Origin of the sequence: Halobellus sp. MBLA0158 (genome assembly GCF_041477585.1) — an archaeon.
Taxonomy (GTDB): Archaea; Halobacteriota; Halobacteria; order Halobacteriales; family Haloferacaceae; genus Haloquadratum; species Haloquadratum rubicundus.
This window is the reverse complement of the sequence record NZ_JBGNYA010000001.1, coordinates 1,976,833-1,996,820: the sequence shown is the minus strand read 5'-3', so window position 1 is coordinate 1,996,820 and position 19,988 is coordinate 1,976,833. Positions and strand designations below refer to the sequence as shown.

General features: G+C 68.8%; 24 protein-coding genes and 1 pseudogene. 18 read left to right on the top strand and 7 right to left on the bottom strand.

Annotation, left to right across the window (positions count from 1 at the left end; translation table 11 throughout):
* Positions 1 to 21: 21 nt before the first annotated feature.
* Positions 22 to 840, bottom strand: a complete 819-nt coding sequence (locus OS889_RS10235) for a nucleoside phosphorylase (RefSeq protein ID WP_372389619.1) — start codon at positions 838 to 840, stop codon at positions 22 to 24.
* A 57-nt stretch (positions 841 to 897) separates the two neighbouring features.
* Positions 898 to 1,344, bottom strand: a complete 447-nt coding sequence (gene cdd, locus OS889_RS10230; protein ID WP_372389618.1) for a cytidine deaminase — start codon at positions 1,342 to 1,344, stop codon at positions 898 to 900.
* A 122-nt stretch (positions 1,345 to 1,466) separates the two neighbouring features.
* Between cdd and OS889_RS10225 the strand changes: the two genes are divergently transcribed.
* Positions 1,467 to 1,781: a DUF7520 family protein gene (locus OS889_RS10225; RefSeq protein ID WP_372389617.1), complete on the top strand. Its 315-nt coding sequence runs from the start codon at positions 1,467 to 1,469 to the stop codon at positions 1,779 to 1,781.
* Positions 1,782 to 1,979: 198 nt separating this feature from the next.
* Positions 1,980 to 2,258 carry a DUF8142 family protein gene (locus OS889_RS10220; protein WP_372389615.1) on the top strand — a complete coding sequence of 93 codons (279 nt, stop codon included), beginning with the start codon at positions 1,980 to 1,982 and terminating at the stop codon, positions 2,256 to 2,258.
* Between the two features lie 6 nt (positions 2,259 to 2,264).
* Here OS889_RS10220 and OS889_RS10215 read toward each other — a convergent pair whose 3' ends face one another.
* The gene (locus tag OS889_RS10215) at positions 2,265 to 2,858 is read right to left on the bottom strand and encodes a GNAT family N-acetyltransferase (RefSeq protein ID WP_372389613.1); all 594 of its coding nucleotides are present in this window, start codon (positions 2,856 to 2,858) and stop codon (positions 2,265 to 2,267) included.
* A gap of 113 nt (positions 2,859 to 2,971) precedes the next feature.
* Here OS889_RS10215 and OS889_RS10210 point away from each other — a divergent pair, with 113 nt between their 5' ends.
* The 6 genes and pseudogenes from OS889_RS10210 to OS889_RS10185 all read left to right on the top strand — a co-directional run bounded on the left by OS889_RS10210 (position 2,972) and on the right by OS889_RS10185 (position 9,537).
* Complete coding sequence (locus tag OS889_RS10210) at positions 2,972 to 3,592, top strand: ArsR/SmtB family transcription factor (protein WP_372389612.1); 621 nt, start codon at positions 2,972 to 2,974, stop codon at positions 3,590 to 3,592.
* Between the two features lie 73 nt (positions 3,593 to 3,665).
* Positions 3,666 to 4,097 (top strand): annotated as a pseudogene (locus tag OS889_RS10205) (bifunctional nuclease family protein); the annotation flags it as partial.
* A gap of 190 nt (positions 4,098 to 4,287) precedes the next feature.
* On the top strand, positions 4,288 to 4,746 hold the full coding sequence (locus tag OS889_RS10200) for a DUF7992 family protein (RefSeq protein WP_372389611.1): 459 nt from the start codon (positions 4,288 to 4,290) through the stop codon (positions 4,744 to 4,746).
* A gap of 231 nt (positions 4,747 to 4,977) precedes the next feature.
* Positions 4,978 to 5,571 carry a hypothetical protein gene (locus OS889_RS10195; protein WP_372389609.1) on the top strand — a complete coding sequence of 198 codons (594 nt, stop codon included), beginning with the start codon at positions 4,978 to 4,980 and terminating at the stop codon, positions 5,569 to 5,571.
* Between the two features lie 76 nt (positions 5,572 to 5,647).
* Positions 5,648 to 8,770 carry an isoleucine--tRNA ligase gene (ileS, locus tag OS889_RS10190; protein WP_372389608.1) on the top strand — a complete coding sequence of 1,041 codons (3,123 nt, stop codon included), beginning with the start codon at positions 5,648 to 5,650 and terminating at the stop codon, positions 8,768 to 8,770.
* 83 nt (positions 8,771 to 8,853) lie between these two features.
* Positions 8,854 to 9,537, top strand: a complete 684-nt coding sequence (locus OS889_RS10185) for an HAD-IIB family hydrolase (RefSeq protein WP_372389606.1) — start codon at positions 8,854 to 8,856, stop codon at positions 9,535 to 9,537.
* A gap of 7 nt (positions 9,538 to 9,544) precedes the next feature.
* Here OS889_RS10185 and OS889_RS10180 read toward each other — a convergent pair whose 3' ends face one another.
* The gene (locus OS889_RS10180; protein WP_372389604.1) at positions 9,545 to 9,745 is read right to left on the bottom strand and encodes an HEWD family protein; all 201 of its coding nucleotides are present in this window, start codon (positions 9,743 to 9,745) and stop codon (positions 9,545 to 9,547) included.
* Positions 9,746 to 9,846: 101 nt separating this feature from the next.
* Between OS889_RS10180 and OS889_RS10175 the strand changes: the two genes are divergently transcribed.
* The gene (locus tag OS889_RS10175; protein ID WP_372389602.1) at positions 9,847 to 10,401 is read left to right on the top strand and encodes a class I SAM-dependent methyltransferase; all 555 of its coding nucleotides are present in this window, start codon (positions 9,847 to 9,849) and stop codon (positions 10,399 to 10,401) included.
* Between the two features lie 110 nt (positions 10,402 to 10,511).
* Positions 10,512 to 10,661, top strand: coding sequence for a DUF7129 domain-containing putative zinc-binding protein (locus OS889_RS10170; RefSeq protein WP_372389601.1), 150 nt, complete (start codon positions 10,512 to 10,514; stop codon positions 10,659 to 10,661).
* Positions 10,662 to 10,927: 266 nt separating this feature from the next.
* Here OS889_RS10170 and OS889_RS10165 read toward each other — a convergent pair whose 3' ends face one another.
* Positions 10,928 to 11,839: a DUF368 domain-containing protein gene (locus OS889_RS10165; protein WP_372391599.1), complete on the bottom strand. Its 912-nt coding sequence runs from the start codon at positions 11,837 to 11,839 to the stop codon at positions 10,928 to 10,930.
* 216 nt (positions 11,840 to 12,055) lie between these two features.
* Between OS889_RS10165 and aglM the strand changes: the two genes are divergently transcribed.
* The 5 genes from aglM (at position 12,056) to OS889_RS10140 (ending at position 15,593) form a co-directional block, all read left to right on the top strand.
* A complete protein-coding gene (aglM, locus tag OS889_RS10160) occupies positions 12,056 to 13,348 on the top strand; it encodes a UDP-glucose 6-dehydrogenase AglM (RefSeq protein WP_372389600.1) in 1,293 nt (430 codons plus the stop codon).
* 57 nt (positions 13,349 to 13,405) lie between these two features.
* The gene (locus OS889_RS10155) at positions 13,406 to 13,645 is read left to right on the top strand and encodes an AF_0619 family ribbon-helix-helix protein (protein WP_372389599.1); all 240 of its coding nucleotides are present in this window, start codon (positions 13,406 to 13,408) and stop codon (positions 13,643 to 13,645) included.
* A 56-nt stretch (positions 13,646 to 13,701) separates the two neighbouring features.
* A complete protein-coding gene (locus OS889_RS10150) occupies positions 13,702 to 14,877 on the top strand; it encodes a redox-regulated ATPase YchF (RefSeq protein ID WP_372389598.1) in 1,176 nt (391 codons plus the stop codon).
* A gap of 69 nt (positions 14,878 to 14,946) precedes the next feature.
* Positions 14,947 to 15,222 (top strand): DUF433 domain-containing protein, encoded by a 276-nt coding sequence (locus tag OS889_RS10145; protein WP_372389597.1) that lies wholly within the window; start codon positions 14,947 to 14,949, stop codon positions 15,220 to 15,222.
* The gene (locus OS889_RS10140) at positions 15,219 to 15,593 is read left to right on the top strand and encodes a DUF5615 family PIN-like protein (protein ID WP_372389595.1); all 375 of its coding nucleotides are present in this window, start codon (positions 15,219 to 15,221) and stop codon (positions 15,591 to 15,593) included. The genes OS889_RS10145 and OS889_RS10140 overlap by 4 nt, the downstream gene beginning before the upstream one ends.
* A gap of 27 nt (positions 15,594 to 15,620) precedes the next feature.
* Here the strand turns inward: OS889_RS10140 and OS889_RS10135 are convergent, their stop codons facing one another.
* Positions 15,621 to 16,742 carry a pyridoxal phosphate-dependent aminotransferase gene (locus OS889_RS10135; RefSeq protein ID WP_372389594.1) on the bottom strand — a complete coding sequence of 374 codons (1,122 nt, stop codon included), beginning with the start codon at positions 16,740 to 16,742 and terminating at the stop codon, positions 15,621 to 15,623.
* Between the two features lie 250 nt (positions 16,743 to 16,992).
* Here OS889_RS10135 and OS889_RS10130 point away from each other — a divergent pair, with 250 nt between their 5' ends.
* From OS889_RS10130 to OS889_RS10120, 3 genes are read left to right on the top strand one after another with little or no spacing between them, the layout of a single operon-like run.
* A complete protein-coding gene (locus OS889_RS10130) occupies positions 16,993 to 18,060 on the top strand; it encodes an ABC transporter substrate-binding protein (RefSeq protein WP_372389593.1) in 1,068 nt (355 codons plus the stop codon).
* On the top strand, positions 18,057 to 18,938 hold the full coding sequence (locus OS889_RS10125; RefSeq protein WP_372389591.1) for an ABC transporter permease: 882 nt from the start codon (positions 18,057 to 18,059) through the stop codon (positions 18,936 to 18,938). Before OS889_RS10130 ends, OS889_RS10125 begins: the two co-directional genes overlap by 4 nt.
* Positions 18,926 to 19,726, top strand: coding sequence for an ABC transporter ATP-binding protein (locus OS889_RS10120; RefSeq protein WP_372389590.1), 801 nt, complete (start codon positions 18,926 to 18,928; stop codon positions 19,724 to 19,726). The genes OS889_RS10125 and OS889_RS10120 overlap by 13 nt, the downstream gene beginning before the upstream one ends.
* Positions 19,727 to 19,743: 17 nt before the next feature.
* On the opposite strand, the gene OS889_RS10115 is transcribed toward OS889_RS10120, so the two are convergent.
* On the bottom strand, positions 19,744 to 19,947 hold the full coding sequence (locus tag OS889_RS10115) for a hypothetical protein (protein WP_372389589.1): 204 nt from the start codon (positions 19,945 to 19,947) through the stop codon (positions 19,744 to 19,746).
* Positions 19,948 to 19,988: the final 41 nt, after the last annotated feature.

Genomic DNA, 19,988 nt, shown 5'->3' with positions numbered 1-19,988 from the left:
TTTCCGCGGTTCCCGCCTCGCTCACTCGATCGACAGGCCCGCGTGCCAGCGGTCGGCGCCCGCCTCCTCCTTCACCGCCTCCATCTTCGCGAGCAGGTGGACCGCCAGGCTTGCGACCTCGGCCGCGCGCGACTCGCCCTCCGTGCGGAACTCTCCCGTGACGCGGTTCGCGTAGACCGAACAGACCGCGCCGGCGCGGAGCCCGTAGACGTTCGCGAGCGTGAGGAGCGCGGCCGCCTCCATCTCGATGTTCTTCACGTTGGCGTCCCGGAGTTCTTCGACCAGCGACTCCGAGCCCGCCGCGGTGAAGCCCTCGAAGCCGGCGCGGCCCTGGCCGGCGTAGAAGGAGTCGGCGCTCATCGTCAGCCCCACGTGGTAGTCGTAGCCGAGGCGTTCGGCGGCCGCGACGAGCGCGGAGACGACCTCGCCGTCGGCGACCGCGGGGTAGTCCTCCCGGACGTACTCCTTCGAGGTGCCCTCTTGGCGGACCGCGCCCGAGGTGATGACGAGGTCGCCGACGTCCATCTCCGGCTGGATCGCGCCGCAGGATCCGACGCGGATGAACGTGTCTACGCCGACGCGGGCGAGCTCCTCGACGGCGATGGCCGCGGAGGGGCTGCCGATGCCGGTCGAGGTCACGGAGATCGGCGTCCCCTCGTAGGTGCCGGTGGCCGTGCGGTACTCGCGGTGGGCGGCGCGCTCCTCGTGGTCGTCCCACAGCGCCGTGATCTTGTCGACGCGATCGGGATCGCCGGGCAGCAGGACGCTGTCGGCGACGTCGTCGGGGCCGACCGCGAGGTGGTACTGGGTCTCGTCGTTCGGGTCTTCGCTGTCGGTCATACAGGCACTCCCGTCCGCGGGGAAAATATACTGTCGCCCGCGCGGGCCGCGGTCGAACTACCCGCCGTCGTCGCCGTCCGGGTCGCCGGCCCGCCTCGCTTCGGCGTCCGAGAGCGTCTCCGTGGAGATGGCGTTCGGGAGGAGTTCGCCGAGCGTGTACGTCGAGGTCTCGTCGCCGCCCTCGTCGCAGATCACTTCCAACCCTGGGTCGGCGAACTCCGCGAGCGTCTGCCGGCACATCCCGCAGGGCGTCACGCCGTCGCGGGCGCCCGACGAAACCGCGACCCGCTCGAAGGCCCGGTGGCCCTCCTTTACCGCCTCGGCGATCGCGACCTCCTCGGCGTGGAGGCTGTTGGAGTAGTTCGCGTTCTCGATGTTGCAGCCGACGTAGACCGAGCCGTCGGCGGTTTCCAGCGCGGCGCCGACCCGGTACTCGGAGTAGGGGACGTGCGCGTCTTCGAGCGCCTCGCGAGCGCGCCCGACGAGGTCGTGTTCGTCCGTCATCGATCGCCCGTTGGAGCGGTCGGGGTTTGTACGTTGCCGTCGGGTCCGATCGCCGCCGCTCTTGGCAGATCCCGACCACGCCGGACCGAAAGGGCAAGGCCCCCGCGCGCCGTAGCGGGGGTGTGCAATCGGAACCGAACGCGGACGCGGACGCGACTCCCGACGCCGCCGCGGGACGGGAGGGGCTCGGCCGCCGGATTATGCTCGCGGTCGGGGTCTCGATCGTGGGGATCTCGGCCGGCATCGGGTGGTTCGTCGGGAGCAACGGCTCGGCGGTCGCCTCGGAGATGCCGGTCCTGGGCACCGGCGTGACGTTGCCGGTGACGCCACTCGCCTTCGCGCTCTACGGCGTCGTCATTTCGGGCGGGCTCCTCGGGCTGCTGTTCGGCCTCGTGGAACTGGTCTCACGCGCGGAACGCGCCGAGGACGGCGTCTGATCGGCTCCCGGTTCGGGGTCGAAGGAGAGGGTACGTTTGCAACTGATCGCTCGTCAGATAGCACGCAGTCGTACGATCTGGTGAGTGAAGACTTGTACGCCACCATCGTCCGTGGTGAAATCGAAATCCGACCGATATCGACGGCCTCCCCGCGGCCGCGAGCGCGGCGCTTTTGTCGCTCCGGCGCCGACTTCGGGTATGGCCTCGTCCACGACGGCCGACGACCGCGGCGACGCCGCGGCGCCCGACGAGGAGTTCGACCCCGACGCGCCCCTCCAGGGCGACGACAGCAAGAACCGGAAACGCGCCGCGCTCGCGGTCGCGCCGTTCCTCGCGATCGGGCTCGCGGACGTCGTGCTCCTCCTGGGCTGGGGGATCGAGCCGCTGTGGGCGTTCGCGATCCTCCCGCCGATCCTCTTTTGTTCGGTCCTCGCGTACATCGTCTTCAGCACCGACTTCCTCGACGACCGGACCTGACCGCGTTCAGTTCCCGGTGTCGTACTTGTACGTCGCCTCGTCGGCGTCGATCCCGAAGTCCTCGGCGGTCTCCTCGACGGGGACCTCGCCGTCCTCGGGCTCGTCCGCGGGCGAGGCGTTCTTGAAGCGCTCGCGGAACCGCGTCGGCACCGAGAAGTCCGCCCGATCGACGGCCATCGCGATGACGTCTTCGCCCCGCTCCTTCCGCACTCGGCGGAGCCGCTCTGCCACCGGCTCGGGGAGTTCGCTCGTCTCGCGCGGCTCGAACCCGAACGGCGTGAAGTACTCGGGCTGGCGCGTGAACGTGTAGACCGTGTCGTAGCCCTCGTCGGAGGCCTCGGCGACGAGCCGCTCGATGACGTGGGCGGCGACGCCCTGCTGTCGCCACGGCGGCAGGGTGTAGACGAACGCGAGTTCGCAGAAGTTCCCCGCGTCGGTCTTGTGGACGCGGATGCGCCCGAAGCCCGCCTTCCGCGACGTTTCCTCGTCGAGCGCGATGACGTAGTCGCGCGACCGGAACGCGGGATCGTCGATGTCGGCCTCCTCGATCCTGTCGAGCAACCAGACCTCGTCGCGGTTCTTCGCGTCCCGGACGTACATAGCGACCAGTACAACGCCGGCACGCAAGTGTATTGCGGAGCGGTCGATCGATCGACCGCACCGACCCCGCGAGAACAACAGATTTGTATCGGACCCCGTCGTACGATCGGACGATGGCCCGCCTCCTGCCCTCCCAGTCCGAGCCCGAGGTCGACGCCTCCCCCCGGGTCGTCGGACTCGACGACGACGACGCCGACGAACTGCTCTCGGTCCTCTCTTCGGCGACCGCCCGGAAGATCCTCGCCGCGCTCCACGAGGAGCCGACGAACCCCGCCGCCCTCGCCGATTCAGTCGAGACGTCCCTGCAGAACGTCCAGTACCACCTCGAACGCCTGGAATCGGCCGGCGCGGTCGAGGTGGTCGACACCGTCTACTCCGAGAAGGGCCGGGAGATGAACGTCTACGGTCCCGCGGACCGCCCGCTCGTGGTGGTCGCGGCGAACGACGAGGAGAAGGCGGGGCTGTCGTCGGCGCTGAAGAGCCTGATCGGCGGCGTCGCGGTCGTCGGCCTCGTGAGCGTTATCGCCCAGGTCGCGCTCGAAGGGCTCCCCTTCGGCGCCCAGACCGGCGGCGGTGGCGACGCCGGCACCTTCTCGGCGCAGTCCACCGAATCCGCGCGCATCGCCGCCGAATCGGCCGCCTCGGGCATCCCGCCGGGCCTGCTCGTCTTCCTCGGCGGGGTGACGGTCCTGCTGGCGTGGTTCGCGGTCTGGTTCGTCCGACAGCGCCGGTGATCGGTGCCCGCGGACTGCCGCGGCACCGCCCGCCTCCCGTAAGTATTCGTACCAGGACGCACTACGGGGAGGTATGAACCACCCGGGCGAGGTCGAGGGCATCGCCGTCGGCGTCGACGCGGACGGCGAGAACATCCCGGCGGTCGTCGTGTCCGCGCGGGAGGAGTACCTCCCGATCGTGGTCACGGCCGACCAAGCCCGGGCGATCCAGCTCGCGCTCTCCGGCGACGCGTTCGAGCGGCCGCTGACCCACGACCTCCTCGTGGAGATGCTCACCGAGTTCGGCGGCGCGATCGATCGCGTGCGGATCGACGACGTCGCGGACGGCACCTTCTACGCGAAGGTCGACGCCGAGCGCTACGAGCGCGGCGAGGCCCGGGAGTTCGTCTTCGACGCCCGCCCGAGCGACGCCATCGCGCTGGCGGTCCGCGTCGACTGCCGGATCGAGGTCTCCGACGTCGTCCTCGACGAGGCGGGCCAACCGCCCGAGCGCTTCGACCTCGACGGCGGCCCGGAGAACGGTCGACAGGGCCCCTCCGGCCCCGGCGGGCCGGACGAACGGACCGGCGATCCCCCGGGAGAGCGCGACGACTTCGACGAGTTCGACGACTTCGGCGGGCTCGGCGGCCGGTGACGGGTCGGCGGCGCGCCTCGACTCCCGACAGTATATCCCGGTCGCGCTCGAATCGAGCCCTATGACGCTCTCGGTCGAGACCCCGGCGGTACCGGAGCTCGAAGACGCCGTCGACCCCAACGAGTACGAGGACGCGGAGATCGTCGGCGACACCGACTACCGGCGCGACGACCTCGAAGCGCTCCTCCGCGACGGCGCCTGGGAGGACGCCTTCGTCGAGTGGCGCGAGTCGACGGACGTGACCGAAGCCGAGTGGGAGGTCGTCCTCGATCTGGATCTGCTCTCGCACTTCGACTTCTTCTGGGACGACTTCGCCGACCGCGTGGGCTATCACGCGCCCGGCATCCCCGAAGACTGGAAGGAGCGGGAGATCCACCCCGACGTCGACTCCTGGAAGACGGTCTCGTCGATCAACGCCGGGCTGACCGAACTGGGACAGACCGTGTGTGACGTCCTGAAAGACGAGTACATCACCTGGGAGTCGGAGTACGAGGCGCCCGAGGACCTCCCCGATTTCTAAGCACGCACTTTTTTATCGGGGGTCCTCGGCCGCGCTCCGCGCGGCCTCGAACCCCCGCAAAAAATCTGCACCAAAAAAGAGCCGCGAGACTCGCACTGCGAGTCTCGCGGTGCGATTCGATGCGACTACCGCACAGCAACACGAGTAATTCACTCACTATCCAAGGCTTCGTGTCCCAAATTATCGGGACCAGTCCACGGATATATGCCGATGGCTTCGAGAATTTCTACCGTGAACCGCAGAGCCCTCCTCTCGACGACCGCCGCCCTGTCGGTGACCGCGATTGCTGGCTGTACTGGGACAGTGCGCCGAGAACTCAGTGACCGCGTCGAGATGGACGTCGCCACGATGGTCTTTCACCCCGCGTCGGAGCCGTGGTTCGCCGACGGCCTCTCCGCGTCCGCGGACGCGACCCGCCACGCCGCGCTCTACACCGAACGGCCGTCGGACGTGTCGGCGGTCTTCACCGATGAGTATCCGACGGACGAACGGACCTTCGACGACAAACTGCGGGACACCGACTACGCCTCGCACTTCCTCCTGGTCTACGAGGCGCGGATGCCGCGGGCGGACGCCTATCAGGTCGCGCCGACGATCCTGTACGGCGACCTCGACTGGACCGGCTGGCGGACGGTGACGGCGCCGATGGCGCGAGCGTCGCGCGATCCCTCGGAACTCGATCTGCCGCCGGACACCGAGGAGGTGATCGCGACGACCGTCGTCCGGTACAGCGCCGAGGCGACGCCCCGTCGGGTCCGCCTGCCCGTCTACGACGAGGAGACCGGAACGCTTCGCAGCGAGCTGACGGTCCGGGCCGAGTCGTAGGTCCCGCCAGTTCCGAGAACCGATCGTACGCGGCGGTTCCACGGATTTCATATACGTTCGCTGGTACTCCACCAGTATGGACGAAGTCGACGACCAGTACACGCCCGCGGCGGTCGAGTCCGCGGTCGAGGAGTACTGGGACGACGCCGACGCTTACGAGGCGACGAAGGAGGCCCACGCCGACGACCCGCCCTTCTTCTTCGTCGACGGGCCGCCGTACACGTCAGGTCAAATGCACCTCGGGACGGCCTGGAACAAGACGCTGAAGGACGCCGTCATCCGGTACAAGCGGATGACCGGCCACCGCGTCACCGACCGGCCGGGCTACGACATGCACGGCCTGCCGATCGAGGTCAAAGTCGAGGAGGAACTCGGCTTCGAGACCAAGCGCGACATCGAGGAGTACGGCATCGAGGAGTTCATCCAAGAGTGCAAGGAGTTCGCCGTCCGCAACCGCGAGGCGATGGACGAGGACTTCCAGTCGATCGGCGTCTGGATGGACTGGGAGAACCCCTACGAGACCATCACGCCCGAGTACATGGAGGCCGCGTGGTGGGCGTTCCAGCAGGTCGACGAGCGCGGCCTCGTCGAGCAGGGCAAGCGCTCGGTGAACTACTGCCCGCGGTGTCAGACCGCCATCGCCGCCAACGAGGTCGAGTACGACGAGATCACCTCGCCGTCTATCTACGTGAAGTTCCCGCTGGAAGAAAGAGCGGGAAGCCTCGTCATCTGGACGACGACGCCGTGGACCATCCCCGCGAATACCTTCGTCGCGGTCGACGGCGAGATGACCTACCAAGCCGTCCGCGCCGAGAAGGGCGGCGAGAGCGAGGTCCTCTACATCGCCGAGCCCTGCGTGGAGGACGTCCTCAAGGAGGGTCGCTACGAGGACTACGAAGTCCTCGACGAGTACGCGGGCGAGGACCTGACGGGCTGGACCTACGACAACCCCCTCGAACCGCACCTGAACGAACACGCCGACTTCGAGGGCGCCCAGGAAGTGTACACGGCCGACTACGTCGAGGCCGACCGCACCGGCCTGGTCCACTCCGCGCCCGGCCACGGGCAGGAGGACTTCGCCCGTGGCCAGGAACTCGATCTCGACGTCTTCGTGCCCGTGAACGGCCGCGGGGAGTTCACGGATCAGGCCGGCGAGTACGCGGGCACCTTCGTCCGCGACGCCAACGAGGAGATCATCGACGACCTCGACGCCGACGGCGCGCTGCTCGCCTCGGGCACCCACGAGCACCGCTACGGTCACTGCTGGCGGTGCGACACGGACATCATCTTCCTCGCGACCGACCAGTGGTTCATCACGGTCACCGACATCAAGGCCGACCTCCTGGACAACATCGAGGAGACAGAGTGGTACCCACAGTGGGCGCGCGACAACCGCTTCCGAGACTTCGTCGAGGACGCGCCCGACTGGAATATCTCCCGGCAGCGCTACTGGGGCATTCCCCTGCCGATCTGGCAGGCCGACGACGGCGAGTGGATCGTGATCGGCACGCGCGAGGAACTCGCCGAGCGCGCGGACCAGGACGTCGACCCCGACGAACTCGACCTCCACCGGCCCTCCGTGGATCCGCTGACGATCACCGAGGACGGCAAGACCTACGAGCGCGTCCCCGACGTCTTCGACGTCTGGATCGACTCCTCGGTCGCGACGTGGGGCACGCTCGATTACCCGAGCGAGACGGAGGAATACGACGAACTGTGGCCCGCCGACTGGATCGTCGAGGCCCACGACCAGACCCGCGGGTGGTTCTGGTCCCAGCTCGGAATGGGCTCTGCGGCCGTCGGCCGCGCGCCCTACGAGGAGGTGATGATGCACGGCTTCGTCAACGACGAGGACGGGCGAAAGATGTCCAAGTCGCTCGGGAACATCGTCACCCCCGAGGAGGCCATCGAGCGCGCCGGCCGCGACCCGCTGCGGGCGTACCTCCTCAGCCACGACCAGCAGGGCGTCGACCTCTCCTTCGAGTGGGACGGCCTGGGCGAAATGCAGTCGACGCTCAACATCTTCTGGAACGTCTTCCGCTTCCCGCTGCCGTATATGGACCTCGACGGCTACGACCCCGCCGAGGCCGACCTCTCTGACGGCGACCTCACCGTCGTCGACGAGTGGGTCCTCTCGCGGCTCCAGTCCGTCGAGGCCGAAGCCAGAGAGGCCTGGGAGGACTACGAGGTGAGCACCGCGCTCAACACGGTGTTGGAATTCCTCACCGAGGACGTCTCGCGCTTCTACGTGAAGGCGATCCGCGAGCGGATGTGGGAAGAGGAGGACTCGGCGTCGAAACGCGGCGCCTACGCCACGCTCGCGACGGTGATGGACGAGACGATCCGCCTCTTGGCGCCGGTGACGCCGTACCTCGCCGAGCAGATGTACCAGCACCTCGACGGATCGGCGACGAGCGTCCACGCGCTGTCGTACCCCGAGGCCGACGCGGACCGCCGCGATCCGGAACTGGAGCGGCAGATGGCGGTCCTCCGCGACGTCGAGGAGGCCGCGGCGAACGCGCGCCAGCAGGGCGGCCGGAAGCTCCGCTGGCCGGTCCAGCGCGTCGTCGTCGCCACCGAGGACGACGGCGTCGCCGACGCGGTCGAGTCGCTGTCGGCCCTCCTCTCCGAGCGGGTCAACGCCCGCGAGATCGACGTCGTCGCGGAGTTCGACGAACTGGTCGAGCGCGCCAGCCCCGAGATGGGCGTGATCGGCCCCGAGTTCGGCGCCGACGCCCAGAAGGTGATGGAGGCCGTCCGGGGCGAGACCCGCGCGGCGGTCGAATCCGGCGTCGAGGTCGACGGCGAGACCTACGAACTCACCGACGAGATGGTGACCTACGAGGCCGAGCCCCCCGAGCACGTCTCGGGCGCGGACTTCGACGGCGGCACCGTCTACGTCGACACCTCCCTCACCGAGGAGATCGAGGCCGAGGGCTACGCGCGCGACGTGATCCGGCGGATCCAAGAGATGCGCAAACAGCTCGACCTGGAGGTCGACGCCGAGATCGAGACGGCCGTCGACGTCGCCGACGATCGGGTCGCCGAGTTCGTCGACCGCCACCGCGACGTGGTCGCCGAGGAGACCCGCACGCGGGCGTTCGTCGACGCCGACGAACTCGGCGACGCGGCGCTCTTCGAGGAGTGGGACGTCGAGGGCGTGACCGTCACGATCGGCGTCGAGCCGGTCGACGCGTAAGCGAGTCGCGGTCGCGGCCCACGGACCGCTCTCGCGACCCGCCAAACGGTGCTTCTTTCCCCCGGGCGGGCCTATCCGCGTCGATGACCTCCGAGCCTCCGCTGGTCCTCGACATCGACGGGACGCTCACCGACGCCGCCGGCCGCCTGGATCCGCGTGTCTTCGCCCACCTCCAGGCCTGGACCGCGCCGGTCGTCCTCGCGACCGGGAAGGCGTTCCCCTACCCGGTGAGCCTCTGTCACTACCTCGGGATCGAGCCGACCGTGATCGCCGAGAACGGCGGCGTCGTGCTCGCGGCCGGCGCCGTCTCCTACCAGGGCGACCGGGAGCGCGCACAGGCCGCGGCCGACGCGTTCGTCGAGCGGGGCGGCGACCTCGGCTGGGACGGATTCGACGCGGTCAACGAGTGGCGACGGACGGAGATCGCCGTGAACCTCGACGCCGACGAGGAACTCCTCCGCGAGGTCGCCGCCGAGTACGACCTCGAAGTCGTCGACACGGGCTATGCGTACCACCTCAAGACGCCGGGCGTCGAGAAGGGCGTCGGCCTGGAGGCGGTCGCCGAGGCGCTCGACCGCGATCCCGACTCGTTCGTCGCGATCGGCGACAGCGAGAACGACGTCTCGACGTTCGGCGTCGCCGGCCGGTCCTACGCCGTCGCGAACGCCGACGCGGCCGCGCGCGAGGCCGCCGACCTCGTTCTCGACGAGTCGTACTTCGACGGGACCGCCTCGGTGTTGGAAGAACTCGGCTCGCGGGCCGAGTGACGAGTAGCTAGGCCGTCGCGGGGTGGTCGTCTTCGAACGGGACGAACGAGCCGTTGATGTCCCACTCGTGGATGCAGTACGGGCTCCCGACGGCGCGCTCGCCGTCCGTCTCGGCGAGCCGCCAGGTGCCGGCGTCGCCGTCCCAGACTTCCTCGCGACCGCACCGCTCGCAGGTCCGTTCGGTCGGGGTTCGGAGTGTCGGTGCCATCGCCCACTCGTCGGCGCGCGATCCTGTTAACTGTGACTGTCGACCGCACGGCTGGCCGCTCGGACGGACACACTTAGGTCCGGCGCGCGCCTGCTTCTGCTATGGGATTTCACACCTTCGACGCCGACGAGTCGGCCAAGCTCGAACGGCCGGACCGCTACCGCTTCGGCTCCCGCGAGGAACTGCTCGCCGCGCTCGATCTCGGCGGCGAGGACGTCGTCGCCGACATCGGCAGCGGAACCGGATTCTACACGGACGAGGTGGCCCCGTTCGCCGGGACGGTCTACGCCGTCGACGTCCAAGCGGAGATGCACGACCGCTATCGGGCGAAGGGGCTCCCGGAGAACGTCGAAACCGTGACCGCCGAGGCGTCGTCGCTCCCGCTCGCGGACGACGAACTCGACGCCGCGTTCTCGACGATGACCTACCACGAGTTCGCCACCGAGGCGGCGCTCGCAGAGCTCGCGCGCGTCGTCCGGCCCGGCGGCCGCGTGGTCACCCTCGACTGGTCGGCGAACGGCACCGGCGACGACGGCCCGGCGATGGACGAGCGGTTCGCGCTCGCGGACGCCGTCGACGCCTTCGAAACCGCCGGCTTCCGAACCGTCGGCGCGACGAGCCGAAAAGAGACGTTCTTCCACATCGCTCGCAGATAGCGTTCGAAACGTGGTCGAAACAGAAGAATATTAGTTCATCTTAGGAGTTCCGTTCTCATAATTTCCGTATCAGGGAAACAGTTATCAGCGTGTGTGTACTGCTACCACATATGGTGATATACCACGGGACAGTCGATCCATACCATCCCGACGAGAGTCGCTACGAGTGCCGCGAGTGTGGTGCGCGCATCGAGAGCGGCAGCGTCTGTGAGATGTGTGGCAGCGAATCGCTCGTGAACCTCGCCGTCCCACGGGAGTGATACCAGTCACGGGAACACACACTGCGGCGACGGCGGTCGGTCGGCGTTCGGGTCACGGTCGCCCCGCGCCGACGACCGACCGCCCGCCGCGCAGCCGAAGACCTCGTATCCGACCGCGCGGGCGCCCATCGAGCCGGACTCCACTCGGGCGCGCCCAGTCGACCGCCGCGACGGTCGGAGATCCTGTGTCTTGCCGTCGTCAGTCACGTCCGGCTCACCGTCCTTCGAGACCTACCGCGTAGCCCTCGCGCCGTCCGTCGCTTAGTTCAGACTGCTTCGTCCATTTCGGCGATCCCGGTGTAGCGCTCCAAGAGTAGTACGAACACCGCGCCGACGACCGCAGCGCCCGCGAACAGCGCGATCGCCGTCGGCGTCCACGTCCGACCGAGGTCGGCCAGTTGCTCGCCGGTCCGGACGACCGGCGCGCGGAGCGCGCCGACGATCAGCGCCACCAGGAAGGCGAGCGTCGCGGTCCGGGCGCGGTCAAGCGCGAAGCGCACGGCGTGGGCGACGGTGAACAGGCCGACGACGGCGCCCCCGACGAACGCGACGACGACGACGCCGTGTTCCCTGACGGGATCGACGGGGCCGCCGGTCACGAGCGCGAGGAGGCCGTCGACGAACGACGACAGGGTCCCCGTCATATACTCGTACTGGCCGAGGATCACGAGGATGAGCGAGCCGGAGATGCCCGGGAGGATCATCGCGCTGACGGCGACGGCGCCCGCGAGCACCGTCACCGGGAGGCTCTGGCCCAGCGTCGCGGCCGCGCGGCCGGAGACGACGAACGCGACGGCGAACCCGGCGACGGCAGCGGCCATCCGGGGCGGCGTATCGACGCTGACCTCCGAGAAGAGGACCCACGCCGAGGCGGCGATGAGGCCGAAGAAGAACCCGAAGGTGAGCACCGGCATCGACTGGATGCCCGCGTGGACGACGCGGGTGACGGTGACGATCGCCGACGCGATGCCCAGGCCCAGCACGATCAGGAACACGGTGTCGACGGCGCGAAGGGCCTCGTAAGCCCTCTGGCGGCGGTCCGGGAGGACGCCGAGGAGGACGTCGCGGATCCGATCGATGGAAACGGCGGTGATCGCACTGATCAGCCGCTCGTAGATCCCGGTGATGAGCGCGATCGTGCCCCCCGAGACGCCGGGAACCGCGTCCGCGGCGCCCATACAGACGCCCTTCAGGAAGATCACGAGCCACGACGAGTCGTCGGACAGGAGCTCGGTGCCGACGTCGTCGGCAGCGGCCTCCGACTCCGTCACGCCCGCCGACCCGTCCTGCTCTCTCGACATAGCGTGGCGTTGAGGCGCCCCCTACTCCGACCTTTCGCTTCGGAGCCGGACGGAGAGCGAAAATTGAAATCCAGGGCTGGCGTGCCTTGGCCTATGGAGATCAGCATCGTCGGCAGCGGCTACGTCGGCACGACCATCGCGGCCTGCTTCGCCGAGGTCGGCCACGACGTCGTCAACGTCGACATCGACGAGGAGATCGTCGAGACGATCAACGACGGGCGGGCGCCGATCCACGAACCGGGACTCGACGAGCTGGTCGTCGAACACGCCGGCGATCGGCTCCGGGCGACGACCGACTACGGCGCCGTCCGCGACACCGACGCGACCTTCCTCGCGCTCCCGACGCCCTCCGAGGCGGACGGCCACATCGACCTCTCGATTATGGAGGCGGGCGCGCGGTCGCTCGGCGCCGCGCTCGCCGAGAAGGACGACTACCACGTCGTCGTCACCAAGAGCACCGTCGTGCCGACGACCACCGAGGAGGTGATCGCGCCGATCCTCGCCGAGGAGTCCGGTAAGGTCCTCGGCCAGGACCTTGGAATCGGGATGAATCCCGAGTTCCTCCGGGAGGGCAGTGCGGTCTCGGACTTCCTCGATCCCGACAAGATCGTCCTCGGCGCGGAGAGCGACCGCGCCAAAGCGACGCTCCGCGGGGTGTTCGAGCCGCTTGCCGAGCGGGCCGGCGAGCCGCCGATCGTCGAGACCGGCGTCGCCGAAGCGGAGATGATCAAGTACGCCAACAACGGCTTCCTGGCCGCGAAGATCTCGCTGGCGAACGACCTCGCGAACATCTGTAAGGAGTACGGCATCGACTCCGAGGAGGTGCTGGAGGCGATCGGGCTGGATCACCGGATCGGCGCGGCGTTCCTCGGCGCGGGCGTCGGCTGGGGCGGTAGCTGCTTCCCGAAGGACGTCGCGGCGATCATCGCCGCGGCCCGCGACGTCGGCTACGAGCCCGCGATGCTGCAGGCCGCGGTGGAAGTGAACGACCGCCAGCCCGTCCGGCTCCTGGAACTGCTCCGCGGGCACGTCGACCCCGACGGCGCGCGAGTGGCCGTGCTCGGCCTCGCGTTCAAACCCGGCACCGACGACATCCGGAACTCGCGCGCGCTCCCGCTCGTCGACGCGCTCGTCGATGCTGGCGCCGACGTCGTCGGCTACGATCCCGTGGCGACCGAGAACTTCCGCGAGCGATACCCCGACATCGACTACGCCGAGACGGCCGAAGCGGCCCTCGACGACGCCGACGCCGCGCTCGTCGTGACCGACTGGCCGGAGTTCGCCGACCTCGACGAGGCCTTCGACGCGATGGCGACGCCGATCGTCGTCGACGGCCGCCGGATCGTCACGCGCAGAGAGGGCATCGTCTACGAGTCGCTCGTCTGACCGACCGGTCCTCAGCGGGTGAAAACGACCGAAAAACACAGTGTGTTGTGGTGTCATATGACACGCGTGCCATCGATCACCGTCGACGTGGGCGAACCCCTCAAGGAGCGGATGGAACAGTACGGCGACGTCGAGTGGGACGAGGTGTCGCGGCGGGCGATCCGCGAGAGGCTGGAGACGCTGGAGCTCGTCGAGGAGGCGACCGCCGACACGGACATCAGCGACGCCGACGCCGCGGAGCTCGCCGATCGGATCGACGAGATCGCACAGCGGCGGATTCGCGAGGCGTCGGACTGACAGAACGACCGAGTGCGGACGGAAACCTACTTGCCGCAGACGGCCGTCCGTCCGGTATGCTCTCGCTCGCGCTCGCCGGCAAGCCCAACGCGGGCAAGTCTACCTTCTACAAGGCGGCGACGATGGCCGACGTCGACGTCGGCAACTACCCCTTCACGACGATCGATCCCAACCGCGGCGTGACCCACGCCCGGACGCGCTGTCCCTGCCTCGACCGGGAGGAGCGCTGCGGCAACTGCGAGGACGGCGTCCGATACGTCCCCGTGGAACTGCTCGACGTCGCGGGGCTCGTCCCCGGCGCCCACGAGGGACGCGGGCTGGGCAATCAGTTCCTCGACGCGCTCACCGACGCGGACGCCATCCTGGCGGTCGTCGACGCCGCCGGCGCCACCGACGCCAAGGGCGAGCCGGTCGAGGTCGGGACCTACGACCCCGTCGAGGAGGCCGACTTCGTCGAAGCCGAGTTGGAACAGTGGCTCGCGGGGATCATCGAGCGCAACTGGGAGAGCGTCGTCCGGAAGTCGCGCTCGCCGGACTTCGACATCGACGAGGCGCTGACCGAGATGCTGACTGGGTTCGGCGCGACGGAGTACGACGTCGCGGCCTCGCTCCGGGCGCTCGACTACCCCGAAGATCCCCAACAGTGGACCGACGAGGACCGCGAGCGCCTGGCGACGGACATCCGCGAGCGGACGAAGCCCATCGTCCTCGTGGCGAACAAGGCCGACGCCGCGCCGCCGGAGAACCTCGAACGACTGAGCGAGGCAGAAAAGCCCGTGATCCCCGCGACCGCCGACGGCGAGCAAGCCCTCCGAACGGCGGCCGAGGGCGGCGTCGTCGAGTACCTCCCCGGCGACGACGACTTCCGCATCGCGGGCGACGTCTCCGACGCCCAGCGTCAGGGCCTCGACACCATCCGCGAGGTGCTCGACGCCCACGGCGGAACGGGCGTCCAGCAGGCGATCAACACCGCCGTCTACGACGTCCTGGATATGGTGACGGTCTACCCCGTCCAGAGCGAGTCGAAGTGGACCGACGGGACCGGCGAGGTGCTCCCCGACGCCTTCCTCCTGCCGCGCGGGTCGACGCCGAAGGACCTCGCGTACGCCGTCCACTCCGACATCGGCGAGGGCTACCTCCACGCGGTCGACGCGCGGTCGAAGCGTCGGATCGCGGAGGACTATCAGTTGGAGGAGGGCGACGTGATCAAGATCGTCAGCACGGCGAACTGAGGGCGCCTTCTGCGGTTCTTGCGGAAGCCGCCGAAAAGATATAACCGATGAGGGTGCTTAGTGAGCCGTATGAGTATCACCCGTAACGATGACGTACTCGGGGGCGAGCCGCGGATTGCCGGCACGCGCGTCGGCGTCCGCCACGTCGCCGCGCGGGTGATAGACGGCGGGCAGTCGCCCGCCCACGTCGCGGATCAGTTCGACGTCGCTCTCGCCGACGTGTACGAATCTCTCTCGTATTACTACGCTCACATCGACGAGATGCGCGAACTCGAACGGGAGAACGAAGCGGCGTTCGATCGCGTTCGCGAGTCGTCCCTGAAGCCCAAAGAGACCGTGCAGTGACGGGCGTTCGGATCCTGCTGGACGAGCACGTCGGACGAGTCTTCGAGCGACTGCTCCGGGAACGCGGCTACGAGGTCGAGCAGGCGAAAGACCGCTTCGGAGAACACACGAGCGATCCGGAACTTCTGTCGTGGTGCGGGGACTCCGACAGCGTCCTGCTGACGAACAACGCGAAGGACTTCGAGGCGCTCCACGGCGAGATCGATCACGCGGGGATCTTACTCTACTACGATCAGAGCCTCCCCGACGCCGACCCGGAAGGGCTCGCTCGCGCCGTCGACGAGGTGTTCACCCAGTACGGGCCTGACGGAGTCAGCGGCCGACTGGTCGACCTCGGGGAGTGGTACGAGTGGCTTCACAGTCGAAACTGACAGCCCTACGCGGGAGCGAGGTCGCGCTCAGACCACCGCGTCGTAGGCGTCTTCCATAATGTCGAGCGCCTCCCGCAGCGAGTCCTCGTCGGTCGCATACGAGAGCCGCGCGTAGCCGTCGCCGTGCTCGCCGAAGGCGTCGCCGGGGACGATCACGACGCCGCGGTCCAGACACTCGTCGACGAAGCCCTCGGGCACCTCCGGCATCACGTAGAACGCGCCGCCCGGGGTGGGAACGTCGAGGCCGATCTCCTCTAACCCCTCGACGACGAGGTCCCGGCGCTCCCGGAACGATTCGGTCATCTCGTCGACCTGATCCTGCGGCCCCGTGAGGGCGGCCTCGGCCGCGAACTGCGACGGCGCGGCGGCGCAGGCCTGGGCGTACTGGTGGACGCGGAGCATCCGCTCGACTCTGCGTGAGGAGGCTGTGACCCAACCGAGCCGCCAGCCCGTCATCGAGTAGAGCTTCGAGGCGGAGTTGACGACGACGACGTTGTCGGAGTCGGCGAACTCGATCGGCGAGCGGAACTTCCCGTCGAAGACGGTGTACTCGTAGACCTCGTCAGAGATGCAGAGCACGTCGTGTTCGTCGGCGATCCGGGCGAACTCCCGGACGTCCTCGGGCGGCGAGACCGCGCCGGTGGGGTTGCCGGGGCTGTTGACGACGAACGCCGCGGTGTCGTCGGTGATCGCTTCTTCGACCGCCGCGGGGTCGATCGTGAGATCGTCGCGGAGCGGCACGGGGACGGGCGTCCCGCCGGTGAGTCGCGTGAGGGCGTCGTAGGAGACGAACCCCGGATCCGGGATGATGACCTCGTCGCCGGCGTCGACGTGGGCCTCCAGAGCGACGTGCAGCGCCTCGGAGCCGCCCGCGGTGGCGATCACGTCGTCGGGATCGACGTCGAGCCCCTGGTCCCGCGCGTGCTTGTCGGCGATGGCTTCGCGGAGGGAGCGGGTGCCCTTGTTTTCGGTGTAGCCGTCGGCGAGCCCCTCGCGGATGGCCTCCGCGGCGGCCTCGCGGGCGTGGGGCGGCGCCGCGAAGTCTGGCTGGCCCAGCCCGAGGTTGATGGCGTCCTCGCCGGCGGCCTCGAAGACCTCGCGGATGCCGCTGATCGACACCTGCTCGACACGGTCCGAAAAGTGCGTCATATGCTCGCCCGGGGAGGCCACCGAGTTAGGTCTTGCTGGTCGCGGTCGGGGGCTCGGCGAAAATATACAAGCAATTTTTTCTTCTATCTACGACGCATCTGTTCCCTTATGCCTCTGAAATACGCCTTCGTTCGGACGCCTGCCGGCTGAAGCGCCGGATTCGCCCCGTCGAGTATCAGCGCGATGCTCGCCGCGTGCGCGGTCTAAATAGGGCTGAGACCCCTAACGTCGTAAAATGACGAACGACGCTATGACCGACGGGACTGCGATCTCGCGACGACGACTCCTCAAATCGACGGCCGGTGTCTCGGCCGCCGGACTGGCTGGCATCGCCGGCTGCACCGGCGGCGGTAGCGGCAGCGGCGGATCGGGCGGCGGCCTCGACGAGATCCGCGTCGCGTACATGCCGATCTACCCCGATATGCAGTACTTCGTGATGGACCAGGAGGGGTACTTCGACGAGCTGTCGGCCACCGTCGAGGGGGAGGTGTTCTCCGACGGTCCGAGCATCGTGCAGGCGTCGGCGACGGGCGACTTCGACGTGATGATGTTCGGGATCGTCCCCGCGATGATCGTGATGGACAAGGGCATCCCCTCGAAGATCACCGCCGCGAACATCCAGAACGCGATGCAGATCCTCGCCCACGACGACTTCGCGGCGATCTGGGAGGAGGCCGACTCGGGCGCCGACGCCTTCGCCCGCTTCGAGGAAGAACGCGGCCGGAAGTTCAAGTTCGGGACGTTCCCGCCGGGCTCTGTCCCCGACATCCTGCTCCGCTACTGGCTCGCGGAGATCGTCGGCGTCGACCCCGAAAACGACGTGAACATCACGGCGCTCGGCGGTGCCGGCCCGGTTCGGCAGGCGCTCCTGGCCGGCGAGATCGACGGCACCTCGATTATGGAGCCGGTCCCGACCATCGCCGAGATGAACGACGCGCCGTACCAGTCGATCGCCTGGGCGGGCGACTTCATGCCCGGCCAGCCCGCGGCGGTGACGCTGATGCACGACCGGCTCCGCGAGGACAACCCCGAGCAGGCGGCGGCGTTCGTCGAGCAGCACCAGCGCGCGACGACGTTCGCCACCGAGAACCCCGATCAGGCCGCACAGCACGCCAGCACCGTCATCGGCGAGTCGTCGCTGCCGGTCGAGACCGCGCGCCGCGCGATGGACTCGCCGGCGTCGGACTTCATCACGGACCCGCACAAGATCGCCGACGGCGCACAGGTCTTCTCGGAGTACGCCGCCCAGCTCGGCAAGACGAGCGAGGCGCTCTCGAACGACGCGATGTTCGACTTCGGGGTGTACGACTCGCTATGAGCGTCGAGGCCGGGACGGCGTCGGAGTCGAGCACGACCGACGTCGCGCGGTCCCGCAGCGACGGCGAGACCGAGGGAGCCTCGGGCCTCGACACGGTCGGTCTGGCGTACGGCGCCGTCGGATCGGTCGTCTTCCTCGCGGTCTGGCAGGCCGCGGCGATGGCGGTGGGTCGGACGTACCTCCTCCCCTCGCCGGTCGAGGTCGCGACCGCGTTCGTCGTCGAGTTCACCGCGCCGACGACGTTCGCCGTCCCGTTCGTCGGCGTCACCGTCCCGGCGACGCGCCTGATCGCGAACCTCGCACAGAGCCTGCTCCACTACGTCCCCGGCCTGGTCGTCGGGAGCGTCCTCGGCATCGCGCTGGGCGTCGGGATGGGCTGGAGCGCCCGCCTCGACGACGCGCTCACGCCCGTCACTCGGTTCCTCCGGCCGATCCCGCCGCTGGCGTGGATCGTCTTCGCGATCGTCTGGATCGGCATCGGCCACGGCGGCGCGGCGTTCATCGTCGGCATCGGCGCCTTCTGGATCAACTTCTACAACGCCTACGCGGGCGTCGAGGGCGTCTCGACCCACCTGAAGGAGGTCGCGGCGAGCCTCGGCGTCGACGACGACCTCACGATGATCCGGAAGGTGGTCCTGCCCGCGGCGACCCCCTCGATCGCGACGGGGATCCGGACCAGCATCGGGCAGTGCTGGATGATCGTCGTCGCCGCCGAGCTGTTCGGCGCGCCGGGCGTCGGCTTCCAGATCATCAACGCCGCCCAGAACCTCGCGACGGACGTGAGCGTGGCGTATATGGGCGTCATCAGCCTCGTCTTCCTCGTGAGCGACGGGCTATTCCGCCGGGTCGAACGGAGGGTTCTGGCGTGGCGGGAGTGAGCGACGACCCGGGCGCGGCGGCCGGCTCAGACGAGTCCGACGCCAGCCCGAAGGTCGTCGTCGACGGCGTGGGCAGGGTCTACGAGTCGGAGCGCCAGCGCGTCGAGGCGCTCTCGGACGTGAATTTCTCGGTCTCCGACGGGGAGTTCGTCTGTCTCGTCGGCCCGTCGGGCTGCGGTAAGACGACGCTCTTCCGGACGATCGCGGGGCTGGAGGCGCCGACGAGCGGCGAGATCCGCCTCGACGGCGAGCCCGTCACCGGGCCCGGAACGGACCGGGGGATGGTCTTCCAGGAGTACGGCCTGTTCCCCTGGCGGACCGTCCGCGGCAACGTCGCCTTCGGCCTCGAAGAGCAGGGCGTCGACGGCGCCGAGCGGACGCGCCGGATCGACGAGATGCTCGATCTGGTCGGGCTCTCGGACTTCGCGGACGCCTACCCGAAGGAGCTCTCCGGCGGGATGAAACAGCGCGTCGGCATCGCGCGGGCGCTCGCGGTCGACCCGGAGATCCTGCTCGCCGACGAGCCGTTCGGCAGCGTCGACGCACAGACCCGGGATATGCTCCACGGAGAACTCCTCCGGATCTGGTCCGAGACAGAGAAGACGGTGCTGTTCGTGACCCACGACGTCGAGGAGGCGGTGAAGCTCTCCGATCGGGTGGTCGTGATGGCGGCCAATCCGGGCCGCGTCCGGGAGGTCGTCTCCGTCGACCTCGACCGCCCGCGCGAGCGCACCGACCCGGCGTTCGGCGAGCACGTCGATCGGATCCGCGGCCTGATCGGCGAGTGAGTCGGGTTTCGCCCCCGCTATTCGTCGCTGTCCTCGAACGCCTCCCGCAGTCGGTCGACGTGCGAGAGCACGACCGACAGCGTCGCGTCAGCGTCGGTGTAGCCGCGGTCGTAGTCTTCGCGTGCCGCGTCGACGTCGCGGAGGAACTCCGTCACGACGTCGTCGAGGCTCTCGTTCGATGCTTCGGCTTCGGGATCGGCCGCGTCAGCGTCGTCAGTCATACCCGACCGTCTCGTCCCGAGTGTGAAAAGCGCGCCGTCGC

What these genes read in the sequence shown, in the direction of transcription:
- OS889_RS10235 (WP_372389619.1), bottom strand. Translation starts at nt 840, where the DNA reads ATGACCGACAGCGAAGACCCGAACGACGAGACCCAGTACCACCTCGCG.
- cdd (WP_372389618.1), bottom strand. Translation starts at nt 1,344, where the DNA reads ATGACGGACGAACACGACCTCGTCGGGCGCGCTCGCGAGGCGCTCGAA.
- OS889_RS10220 (WP_372389615.1), top strand. Translation starts at nt 1,980, where the DNA reads ATGGCCTCGTCCACGACGGCCGACGACCGCGGCGACGCCGCGGCGCCC.
- OS889_RS10215 (WP_372389613.1), bottom strand. Translation starts at nt 2,858, where the DNA reads ATGTACGTCCGGGACGCGAAGAACCGCGACGAGGTCTGGTTGCTCGAC.
- OS889_RS10210 (WP_372389612.1), top strand. Translation starts at nt 2,972, where the DNA reads ATGGCCCGCCTCCTGCCCTCCCAGTCCGAGCCCGAGGTCGACGCCTCC.
- OS889_RS10200 (WP_372389611.1), top strand. Translation starts at nt 4,288, where the DNA reads ATGACGCTCTCGGTCGAGACCCCGGCGGTACCGGAGCTCGAAGACGCC.
- ileS (WP_372389608.1), top strand. Translation starts at nt 5,648, where the DNA reads ATGGACGAAGTCGACGACCAGTACACGCCCGCGGCGGTCGAGTCCGCG.
- OS889_RS10185 (WP_372389606.1), top strand. Translation starts at nt 8,854, where the DNA reads ATGACCTCCGAGCCTCCGCTGGTCCTCGACATCGACGGGACGCTCACC.
- OS889_RS10180 (WP_372389604.1), bottom strand. Translation starts at nt 9,745, where the DNA reads ATGGCACCGACACTCCGAACCCCGACCGAACGGACCTGCGAGCGGTGC.
- OS889_RS10175 (WP_372389602.1), top strand. Translation starts at nt 9,847, where the DNA reads ATGGGATTTCACACCTTCGACGCCGACGAGTCGGCCAAGCTCGAACGG.
- OS889_RS10170 (WP_372389601.1), top strand. Translation starts at nt 10,512, where the DNA reads ATGGTGATATACCACGGGACAGTCGATCCATACCATCCCGACGAGAGT.
- OS889_RS10165 (WP_372391599.1), bottom strand. Translation starts at nt 11,839, where the DNA reads ATGGGCGCCGCGGACGCGGTTCCCGGCGTCTCGGGGGGCACGATCGCG.
- aglM (WP_372389600.1), top strand. Translation starts at nt 12,056, where the DNA reads ATGGAGATCAGCATCGTCGGCAGCGGCTACGTCGGCACGACCATCGCG.
- OS889_RS10155 (WP_372389599.1), top strand. Translation starts at nt 13,406, where the DNA reads ATGACACGCGTGCCATCGATCACCGTCGACGTGGGCGAACCCCTCAAG.
- OS889_RS10150 (WP_372389598.1), top strand. Translation starts at nt 13,702, where the DNA reads ATGCTCTCGCTCGCGCTCGCCGGCAAGCCCAACGCGGGCAAGTCTACC.
- OS889_RS10145 (WP_372389597.1), top strand. Translation starts at nt 14,947, where the DNA reads ATGAGTATCACCCGTAACGATGACGTACTCGGGGGCGAGCCGCGGATT.
- OS889_RS10135 (WP_372389594.1), bottom strand. Translation starts at nt 16,742, where the DNA reads ATGACGCACTTTTCGGACCGTGTCGAGCAGGTGTCGATCAGCGGCATC.
- OS889_RS10130 (WP_372389593.1), top strand. Translation starts at nt 16,993, where the DNA reads ATGACCGACGGGACTGCGATCTCGCGACGACGACTCCTCAAATCGACG.
- OS889_RS10125 (WP_372389591.1), top strand. Translation starts at nt 18,057, where the DNA reads ATGAGCGTCGAGGCCGGGACGGCGTCGGAGTCGAGCACGACCGACGTC.
- OS889_RS10115 (WP_372389589.1), bottom strand. Translation starts at nt 19,947, where the DNA reads ATGACTGACGACGCTGACGCGGCCGATCCCGAAGCCGAAGCATCGAAC.